General features: G+C 72.3%; 5 protein-coding genes. 3 read left to right on the plus strand and 2 right to left on the minus strand.

The genetic code is table 11. From position 1 onward, the window contains the following. Nucleotides 1–450 (minus strand): hypothetical protein (locus tag ABZ914_RS46460; protein WP_500201054.1); only part of this gene is annotated, 450 nt, incomplete at its 3' end. 100 nt (nucleotides 451–550) lie between these two features. Beyond that, the gene (locus ABZ914_RS46465; RefSeq protein WP_387021483.1) at nucleotides 551–1,618 is read right to left on the minus strand and encodes a glycosyltransferase family 2 protein; all 1,068 of its coding nucleotides are present in this window, start codon (nucleotides 1,616–1,618) and stop codon (nucleotides 551–553) included. A gap of 255 nt (nucleotides 1,619–1,873) precedes the next feature. Between ABZ914_RS46465 and ABZ914_RS46470 the strand changes: the two genes are divergently transcribed. The 3 genes from ABZ914_RS46470 (at nucleotide 1,874) to ABZ914_RS46480 (ending at nucleotide 4,960) form a co-directional block, all read left to right on the plus strand. Beyond that, entirely contained in the window at nucleotides 1,874–3,538 is a 1,665-nt protein-coding gene (locus ABZ914_RS46470) for an LCP family protein (protein WP_500201055.1), read from the plus strand. A 42-nt stretch (nucleotides 3,539–3,580) separates the two neighbouring features. Further along, nucleotides 3,581–4,384 (plus strand): thioesterase family protein, encoded by an 804-nt coding sequence (locus ABZ914_RS46475; RefSeq protein WP_500201056.1) that lies wholly within the window; start codon nucleotides 3,581–3,583, stop codon nucleotides 4,382–4,384. A 102-nt stretch (nucleotides 4,385–4,486) separates the two neighbouring features. Then, nucleotides 4,487–4,960, plus strand: coding sequence for a hypothetical protein (locus ABZ914_RS46480; protein WP_500201057.1), 474 nt, complete (start codon nucleotides 4,487–4,489; stop codon nucleotides 4,958–4,960). The last annotated feature ends 37 nt before the right edge of the window (nucleotides 4,961–4,997 follow it).

Below are 4,997 nucleotides of genomic sequence, written 5' to 3' on the forward strand. Positions count from 1 at the left end.
GGCGGCCCCGGCCGCCCGGGCCCGCCACCGCGACGGCGGCACCGACGCCACGACCAGCGCCAGGCCGAGCAGGAACAGGATCCCGAGCGTGCCGAGGTTCATGTACCCCATGACGAAGGTGTTCGGGAAGGACCTCCGCGCCGTGTTCCGCATCGCCCACACGGGGTCGAGGAGCCACAGCAGGCCGACCGCCGTGAAGAGGGCGCCCGGGATCAGCGACGCGAGAGGCGACACCCGTGACCCGACCAGGAGGCCGAGCACGACCGCCGCGGCCAGCAGGAGGGCCATCCCGGCCCACAGCTCGCTCCCGTGGTAGTTGCGGAAGGCGTAGGTGCCGTACCGCGCCGCCGAGGACGCCTTGTAGGCGCCGAAGGTCAGGCAGAGCGAGAGCACCACCGTCGCGATGATCCCGACTACCGCGCCGATTCCGTGGCGTGCGCCGTTGGACATGGCAACCTCCTCGCGTCCGGCGGGCGTGATCCCGTCGAACCTAACCCTGAGACGTGCGGTAACGCACGAGGGTTCAGGGCAGTTCTGCCGGATTTCGCCGTTACACCACCGGTTCGCCGGGTTTGGCGGGCGCCGGCTGGCCGAGCCGCGGCGGGCTGGTCAGGAACCCGACCCCCCAGGTCACGTGCATGGTCGCGAAGACCAGCGGGAGCCGGACCCAGGCGGACGGCGACAGCCCGCGCCCCTCGACGGCGGCGCCCACGATCATCGCGGCCGCGTACCCGCCGGGCAGGAGCCAGCCGGGCCAGAACCCGAACGCCCCGGCGACCACGCCCGCCGTCATCGCGACCACGGCGATCGGCGGCGCGAGGTAGCGCAGGTTGAGGGTGCCCTGGTGCTCGCGGCCGACGACGCGGCGCCACCGCCCGGTGTGGAAGTACTGCTTGGCGAGGGCGCGCAGGTTGGGCCGGGGACGGTAGGTGACGCGCATCCGCGGGGTGAAGAAGATCCGCCCGCCGGTCTGCCGGATGCGGTGGTTCATCTCCCAGTCCTGGGCGCGGGTGAAGGTCTCGTCGTAGCCGCCGACCCGGTCGAGCGCGCTGCGCCGGAACGTGCCGAGGTAGACGGTCTCGACCTCGCCGGCCTCGCCGCCGGTGTGGAAGCGGGCGTTGCCGACGCCGATCCGGGACGTCATGGCGCGGGCGACGGCCTGCTCGAAGGGGGTGACGCCCTCGGCGGCCATGATGCCGCCGACGTTGTCGGCGCCGGTCTCCTCCATCGTCTCGACCGCGGCGCGGACGTAGTCGGGAGGCAGCAGCGAGTGCCCGTCCACCCGGACGATGATCGAGTACTGCGACGCCCTGATCGCGATGTTGAGGCCCTGCGGGGTGCGCCCGGTGGGGTTGGCGACCACGACGATGCGGGAGTCCTCGCCGGCGAGCCGGCGGGCGATCTCCTCGGTGCGGTCGCGGGACGGCCCGACGGCGAGCACGAGCTCCATCTCGCCGGGGTAGTCCTGGGTCATGATCCGCCGGACGGAGTCCGTCAGGTGGCGCTGCTCGTTGAGGACCGGCATGACCACCGACACCGCGGGCCAGGTGCGTTCGCCGCCGGTGCGCTGCTGCGTTCCGTGCCGTGTCGTGCGCTGGGCGTGGGGAGATGGATTCATGTGGGCTCGCGGGCGCACCTCGGCCGTGGCGACGGGGTGCCGCGGCCGGAGGGGTGCCCCCCTTCCTCTCTCTCGCTTGCTTGTCTGACGCAGCCCACGCCACCCAGGTTTGCGTGCGGGCCGCCGGGGTGTGGTCAAGACGGCGCCACGTTACTGCAAGGACACGGGGCCCAGGTAGCGAACGGACGGGTGTTCCCCACTTTAGAGTGGTGTGGACCCACGCGAGAACGAGGTCTTCGGGAGGCGGGCGTCGGCATGGCAGACGGGCACGACTCGGGACGCGGCGACGCCGACCCGCTGGAGCGCTACTTCCGGCCCAGACCCGCAGGTGGGGCGGCCGAAGGCCCCGCCGACGACGGCGACATCGAGGGCGTCACCATCGACGGGATGCCGGCGCCGCGGGTGAAGGTGGACGGGCGCGGGCCGCGGCGTCCGGGCCGCCGGATCAGCCCGCGGGCGGCGATGAGCGCGCGCCGGCAGAAGCGTTTCCTGACGCTGACCGGGACGATGTCGGCGTTCGTGCTGCTGACCTCGGGCGGCGCGTGGGCGTTCCAGAACTACGTGACGGGCGCGATCGACAAGGTGCACGTCGGCGGGCTCGGCAAGGGCAAGGACGGCCCGAAGGGCGCGATGACGATCCTGGTGGCCGGGGTCGACCGCCGCGAGGGGCTGACGAAGGCGCAGCAGAAGGCGGCGAAGCTGGGCCACGATCCGGGCGAGCGCTCCGACACGATGGAGCTGGTGCACGTGTCCCGGAACCACGACCGGGTGTCGATCGTGAGCCTGCCGCGCGACTCGTACGTGACGATCCCGGCGCACCGGTCGAACGGCTCGGAGGGGGCGAAGGGGCAGCAGATCGGGGCCCGTCCCGGCAAGCTGACCTGGGCGTACCAGTTCGGCGGCCCCGACCTCACGGTGGCGACGATCAAGCAGGCGACCGGCGTGTCGATCGACCACTACATCGAGGTGAACTTCTACGGGTTCGTCAACATGGTGGACGCGCTCGGCGGCGTGGACGTGTGCACCGAGCAGGCGGTCGACGACCCGAAGAGCGGGCTGAAGCTGCCGCAGGGCAAGTCGCACGTGGACGGGCTGAAGGCGCTGGCGTTCGCGCGGGCGCGCTACACGCTGACCGGCGGCACCGACCTCGGCCGGATCGACCGGCAGCAGCAGTTCATGGCGTCGATGATGAAGCAGGCGCTGTCGTCGAAGACGCTCAGCGACCCGGTGAAGTCGACGAAGTTCCTGAACGCGGCGCTGAAGTCGCTGCGGGTGGACCCGGAGCTCGCCAAGAGCCTGCCGAAGCTCGCCGACCAGATGAAGGACCTGTCGACCGACAGCCTGACGTTCGCGAACGTGCCGCTGGCGAACCCGGGGTACAACGCGCAGCTGTGGAACTCGCCGACGCCGCAGTCGACCGTCCAGTGGGACGAGGCGAAGTCGAACGACCTGTTCGGCCGGATCCGGCACGACGAGCCGCTGACCGAGACGAAGGCGCCGAAGCCGAGCGCGTCGCCGTCGAAGACGCCGTCGGACGGCCCGACGGTGCCGCCGGACGACATCAGCGTCCGCGTCCTGAACGCGATCGGGACGCCGGGGCTGGCGACGCGCGCGGGCTCCCAGCTGACGAAGGACGGCTTCCACGTCACGGTGGTGCCGGGGGTCGCGCGGCGCGGCCTGCAGCACACGCAGATCCAGTACGGCCCGGGCCGCGAGGACTCGGCGAAGACCCTGGCGGCGGCGATCCCGAACGCGAAGCTGAAGGAGGTCTCGTCGCTGGGGTCGCGGGTGCAGGTGATGGTGGGCGCCGACTGGGACGGCGTGAAGAAGGTGAAGGTGGCCTCGCCGTCGCCGGCGGCGTCGCCCGCGTCCGGTTCCTCGCTCGACTCCGGCACCGCCACGGAGAAGCTCTGCCACTGACGATCTAGAATATCGTTCTAGACAGTGGAGAGGAGCAGAGCGGTGGACGGTGACCTCCCCGAGGCGTTCTACGAGCCGCTCGGCGGCGGCCGGTTCCGCAGCACCCCGGCCACGGCGGGCCCGTGGTCGCCGTCGCTGCAGCACGCCGGCCCGGTCGCCGGCCTGATGGGACGGGTGTTCGAGCGCACCGATCCCGTGCCCGGCACCCGGGTGGCGCGGGTGACGGTCGAGATCCTCTCCCCCGTCCCGGTCGCCGAGCTGGAGGTGACCGCGCGGGTCGTCCGCCCGGGGCGGCGGATCGCCCTGCTGGAGGGCGAGATGACCCACGAGGGGCGGCCGGTCGTCCGGGCCACCGCCTGGCGGATCCTGGCGGCGCCCGCCGGGGTGCCCGAGACCGTCCACGCGCCTGCCGCGCCGCCGCTGCCGGACGCCGCCCGGACGTTCACGGCCGCGCCGGAACTGCACACGCACGGCTACCTGTCGGCGATGGAGTGGCGGCTCGTCGAGGGCTCGTTCTTCGTGCCGGGCCCCGGGACGACCTGGGCCCGCGCCCGCGTCCCGCTGGTCGCCGGGGAGACCGACTCGCCGCTGGTGCGCGCGCTCACCCTGGCCGACAGCGCGTCCGGGATCGGCAGCCAGCTCGACCTGTCCAAGTGGATGATCATCAACACCGACCTCACCGTCGCGCTGCACCGCGACCCGGACGGGGAGTGGCTGTGCATGGGCGCGTCGCTGAGCGTCAGCCCGCACGGCAGCGCGCTGTGCGAGGCGACCCTCGCCGACGGTCACGGAGAGTTCGGCCGGGTGCTCCAAACCTTGATCGTGGACGAGCAGCGAACCTCCTGACCTGGGTCGATGGCCGCCCAGATGATCGGCGTCCGATTCTTGATCGACTACTCTGGGTAGTGCAAGGCGTGCACAGAGAAGTCACCGTCAGGAGTCCAGAGAATGTCGACAAGGTTTCTCGGCCTGATCAGCTCGACCGCCGTCGCCGCGCTCGCGGTGACCGGCTGCGCGGCGCGGACCGACGCGCGGCTCACCGCCGCGGAGGCGCCCGTCCCGTCGCCGAGCGCGTCCGCCGGGGCGGCCGGCGCGGCCGCGCCCGCCGCGGCCCCGAAGGGCAAGAAGAGCGAGGCGAAGGACGGCACCGACCTCAACGCCTGCCTCGACGCCGACTGCGAGGTGGAGGTGAAGAGCGGGCAGCGGATCCCGCTCGACCCGAAGTACGGCGTGGACGGCATCGACGTCCGCACCGACGGCCCGCGGGTCGTCTTCACCGCGAACGGCCGCGACAGCAAGATGGTCACCTCGATGGACGCCACGTGGGCGGGCACCGGCTCGTCCTCGACCGTCAACGGCCTGACCTTCCGCCCGCGCATGACCAAGGACGGGAAGATCATCGTCCAGGTCAGCCACGACTGACCGGGCGGCCCGGCGGGCGGCCACCGGACGTCCCGGT

Source organism: Spirillospora sp. NPDC046719, from assembly GCF_040645715.1.
Classification (GTDB): Bacteria; Actinomycetota; Actinomycetes; order Streptosporangiales; family Streptosporangiaceae; genus Spirillospora.

What these genes read in the sequence shown, in the direction of transcription:
- ABZ914_RS46465 (WP_387021483.1), bottom strand. Translation starts at nt 1,618, where the DNA reads ATGAATCCATCTCCCCACGCCCAGCGCACGACACGGCACGGAACGCAG.
- ABZ914_RS46480 (WP_500201057.1), top strand. Translation starts at nt 4,487, where the DNA reads ATGTCGACAAGGTTTCTCGGCCTGATCAGCTCGACCGCCGTCGCCGCG.
- ABZ914_RS46470 (WP_500201055.1), top strand. Translation starts at nt 1,874, where the DNA reads ATGGCAGACGGGCACGACTCGGGACGCGGCGACGCCGACCCGCTGGAG.